5 protein-coding genes are annotated in these 3,743 nt (G+C 69.4%); 4 read left to right on the plus strand and 1 reads right to left on the minus strand.

Annotated elements, in window-relative coordinates; all coding sequences use genetic code 11:
• The coding region (locus tag V7Q48_RS13235; protein ID WP_333838722.1) for a thiamine-phosphate kinase at positions 1–631 on the minus strand (631 nt) is incomplete at its 3' end.
• Between the two features lie 164 nt (positions 632–795).
• Here V7Q48_RS13235 and V7Q48_RS13240 point away from each other — a divergent pair.
• The 4 genes from V7Q48_RS13240 to V7Q48_RS13255 all read left to right on the plus strand — a co-directional run bounded on the left by V7Q48_RS13240 (position 796) and on the right by V7Q48_RS13255 (position 3,724).
• Positions 796–1,428 carry a TetR family transcriptional regulator gene (locus V7Q48_RS13240; RefSeq protein WP_333838723.1) on the plus strand — a complete coding sequence of 211 codons (633 nt, stop codon included), beginning with the start codon at positions 796–798 and terminating at the stop codon, positions 1,426–1,428.
• Complete coding sequence (gene mtnP / locus V7Q48_RS13245) at positions 1,418–2,323, plus strand: S-methyl-5'-thioadenosine phosphorylase (RefSeq protein WP_333838724.1); 906 nt, start codon at positions 1,418–1,420, stop codon at positions 2,321–2,323. Before V7Q48_RS13240 ends, mtnP begins: the two co-directional genes overlap by 11 nt.
• A 150-nt stretch (positions 2,324–2,473) precedes the next feature.
• Positions 2,474–2,932 (plus strand): MarR family winged helix-turn-helix transcriptional regulator, encoded by a 459-nt coding sequence (locus tag V7Q48_RS13250; protein ID WP_333838725.1) that lies wholly within the window; start codon positions 2,474–2,476, stop codon positions 2,930–2,932.
• 33 nt (positions 2,933–2,965) lie between these two features.
• Positions 2,966–3,724 (plus strand): FAA hydrolase family protein, encoded by a 759-nt coding sequence (locus V7Q48_RS13255; RefSeq protein WP_333838726.1) that lies wholly within the window; start codon positions 2,966–2,968, stop codon positions 3,722–3,724.
• The last annotated feature ends 19 nt before the right edge of the window (positions 3,725–3,743 follow it).

Raw genomic sequence — 3,743 nt, forward strand, 5'->3', positions numbered from 1 at the left:
GGGCGAGGCGGGTGGCGTCGAGGAGCAGGCCGTCGGATACGTCCATCATCGCCGTGACGTGCGGCGCGAGCGCGCGGCCTTCGACGAGGCGGGGCAGGGGGCGGGCGAAGCGGGTGGTGTCGGCGCCGCACACCTGGTCGCGCAGGGCCTCGAAGCCGAGCATCGCGCCGCCGAGATCGCCGGTCACCCACAGCGCATCGCCCGCGCGGGCGCCGCTGCGACAGGGCACGGGGCGGTGCGTGGCGCGGCCCAGCGCGGTCAGGCCATGGGCGGCAGGGCCGGCGCGGCGCACGGTGTCGCCGCCCAGCAGCGGCACGCCGAATGCGCCGAGCGCTTCCTCGAGCCCAGCCAGAAACCGCGCCTCGCCCCCGCCCAGGGCATAGCCGAGCAGCACGCCCAGCGGCTCGGCGCCCTTGGCTGCAAGGTCCGAGAGGTTGGTGGCGACGAGCTTCCAGGCGACATCCGCCGGGTCCTGCCCCGGCAGCCAGTGCACGCCTTCGACCATCATGTCGTGCGTCAGAATCAGCGCCTCGCCGCCCAGCTCGATCACCGCGACATCGTCGTCCAGCCCGCGCGCGGCGCGCGAGGGGGCGAGGGCGCGCAGCGCGTCGATGAAGGCAGCCTCGTTCATCGCCCAGCGGTTGGGCGATCGGTGCGGCGAATGCAAGCGGCTTGACCCCCGCGAAGGCCGCGGCTTAATCGGGCGCTTGAACCAGCGAACCAGCGAACCAGCGAACCAGGGAAAGAGACCGCGCAGTGGCAGTGGGCGAGACCGGCCGGACAGATACACACCAAATGCCCGATGGCGATCCCGGCGCGGGCGCAGGCTCGGGCGCGCGCGACGTGCTGCTGGCCACGGCCTCGGCGATCATGCGCGATGGCGATCTGGTCGATATCTCGTTGTCGGAGCTGTCGCTGCGCTCCGGCCTCAATTCCGCGCTGGTGAAGTACTACTTCGGCAACAAGGCCGGGCTGCTGACCGCGCTGCTCGATCGCGACATGGCCGCGATCGTGCGCTCGGTCGACGCGCTGCTGGCCAAGGACGACATGACGCCCGAGGCCAAGCTGCGGCGCCATATCTCCAAGTGCATTGATACCTATTACGCCTATCCCTACCTCAACCGCCTGCTCATGCGGCTGGTGCGCGACAGCGACGATGCCGAGGCGGCGCGGATCGCGGACAAGTACCTGCGCCCGCTGATGCGCGCCTATACCCAGCTGGTGGGCGAGGGCGTCAGGGCAGGCGTGTTCCGGCCGATCGACCCCGAGATGTTCTATTTCACCATGCTCGGCGTGTCCGACAGGTTCTTTTCGGCACGACTGGTGATGCGCCATTGCTCGGGGGAAGATACGTTGACCGAGCAATTGCGCGACCGCTATCGCGCCCACACCGTCGATCTCATCATGGCAGGCATCCTTGCAGACTGAAGCGCCCTCTCACCCGCAAGGCACCGGCCCCTGGCGCATCGGCGTCATCGGCGGCTCGGGCATCTACGACCTGTCGCTGCTCGAGGATGCGCGCGAGGTGGCGGTATCCACGCCATTCGGCGCGCCATCGGGGCCGGTGACGATCGGGCGTATCGGCGCGGCGGAGTTCGTGTTCATGGCCCGTCATGGCGCCGGGCACCGGATTCCGCCCGAGGGGATCAACCATCGCGCCAATATCGACGTGATGAAGCGCTGCGGCGTCACCGATCTCGTCGCGATTTCGGCGATCGGCTCGCTGTGCGAGGATTTAGCGCCAGGCAGCTTCGTGGCGGTGGACCAGTTCATCGACCGCACCCACGGCCGCCCGCAGAGCTTTTTCGGCGAAGGGCTGGTCGCGCATGTCTCGCTGGCCGATCCGGTCTGTGCGCGGCTGTCGGGCCTCGTCGCCGATGCGGCCGAAGCGGCCGGCGCGCGGGTGCATCGCGGTGGCTGCTATCTCGCGATGCAGGGGCCGCAGTTTTCCACGCGCGCCGAGAGCCGTCTCTATCGCCAGTGGGGCGCCGACGTGATCGGCATGACCGCGATGCCCGAGGCGCGGCTCGCGCGCGAGGCCGAGCTGCCCTATGCGCTGATCGGCATGGTCACCGACTACGACGCGTGGCGCGAGGGCGAGCATGTCGAAGTGTCCGAGGTGCTGCGCGCGATGCGCGGCAATGCCGAGACGGCGCGGGCGATGGTCGCCGCGCTTGCAGGGATGCTGCCGCCCGGTCGCACGCCGAGCCCGGTCGACACCGCGCTCGATGGCGCGATCATGACCGCGGCGGCGCAGCGCGATCCGGTGCTCGTCGCCCGGCTTGGTGCCGTGGCGGGGCGTGTTCTGACGCGTTCGGCGTGACACGATCGCGCTCGATTGCGGAGTGTTACGCTGCAGCGCACAATTAATATTGCGTGGCTGCGCTTCAACTTGCACGATTGAAAGGTAGGTTGCGCCGCGCCACGCAATAACATTGTTGCCAAGGCCGCTGGTTTCTTTAGATACGAAACCATGCCTGGAACCCAGACTCGCCTTGCCGAATTCGTGCCCTACCGCATGGCCATCACGTCCGGTGCGGTCAGTGGCGCCATTGCCAGCGAATACCGCAGCCAGTTCGGGCTCAAGATTTCGGAATGGCGGATCATGGCCGTGCTGGGTGATGCCGGGCCGCTGACGCAGCGCGACCTGGTGCGCGCCACGCAGATGGACAAGGTCGCCGTCAACCGCGCCTGCAAGGTGTTGGAAGAGCGCGGTTTCGTCCAGCGCAGCCCCAATGTCGCCGATGGCCGTTCGCACCATCTCGAGCTGACCGGCGAGGGCTGTTCGGTCCACGCGCAGATCTGGCCGCAGGCGCTGGAAATCTACGAGGAAATCTTCGCCGCCTTGACCCCGCGCGAGACCGCCAAGCTGCGTGTCCTGCTCGACAAGCTGCTCAACGCGGTGCGCAAGTTCGAAGGGCAGGCCAGATAGCGGATCTGCCCATACCATAGCGGGAGCGAAGGCATGAAACTGGCATCCTTGCCACAAGGGCGCGATGGGCGCCTCATCGTCGTGTCGGATGATCTCGCCTGGTACGCGGATGCCGATCACATCGTGCCGACGATGCAACGGCTGCTCGACGAATGGCACCGCCATGCCGACCTGCTCGAAAGCCTGGCGGTCGAGCTCGCCCACGGTGCCATCCCGCGCAAGCGCTTCCACGAGCGCGAGGCGGCGGCGCCGCTGCCGCGCACCTTCCATTGGACCGACGCCGCCGATGCCGTGCGCAACCAGCCCGGGGACGGGCTGATGGGCGCGCGCGATCCGCTGCGCCGCCCCGGCGCCTCCGAGGTAGGACTGGTGGCGATGACCGCCGACGTGCCGCAAGGGGCCACGCCCGACGAGGCGCTGGGCCGGGTGCGGCTGATCGGCCTCGCCCACGCCGTCGCCGCGCAAAGCGCGCCGGGGGCGACGGGGCATTTCTCGCCGGTGTTCGTGACGCCCGCCGCGCTGGGCGAGGCCTGGGCCGATGGCGCGCTCGCGGTACCGGTCACGGTCACGCGCGGCAGTGCCTCCAGTACGCTGACCTTGCCGGCCGCGCTGGCGGACACATTGGCCGGTCTCGCCGCCGAGCGCCCGCTTGCCGCCGGAACGCTGGTCAGCCTCTCCGCCCCGCTGCCGGGCGATGCGCTGGGCAGCGGCGATACGCTGCGGATCGAGGCGCGTCACGGCGGCAAGAGCCTGTTCGGCGCGATCGAGCAGGTGGTCCACGTTCCGGCATAGCGGACTGCGGCCGGGGGCC

It is taken from the genome of Novosphingobium sp., assembly GCF_036803765.1.
Lineage (GTDB): Bacteria > Pseudomonadota > Alphaproteobacteria > Sphingomonadales > Sphingomonadaceae > Novosphingobium.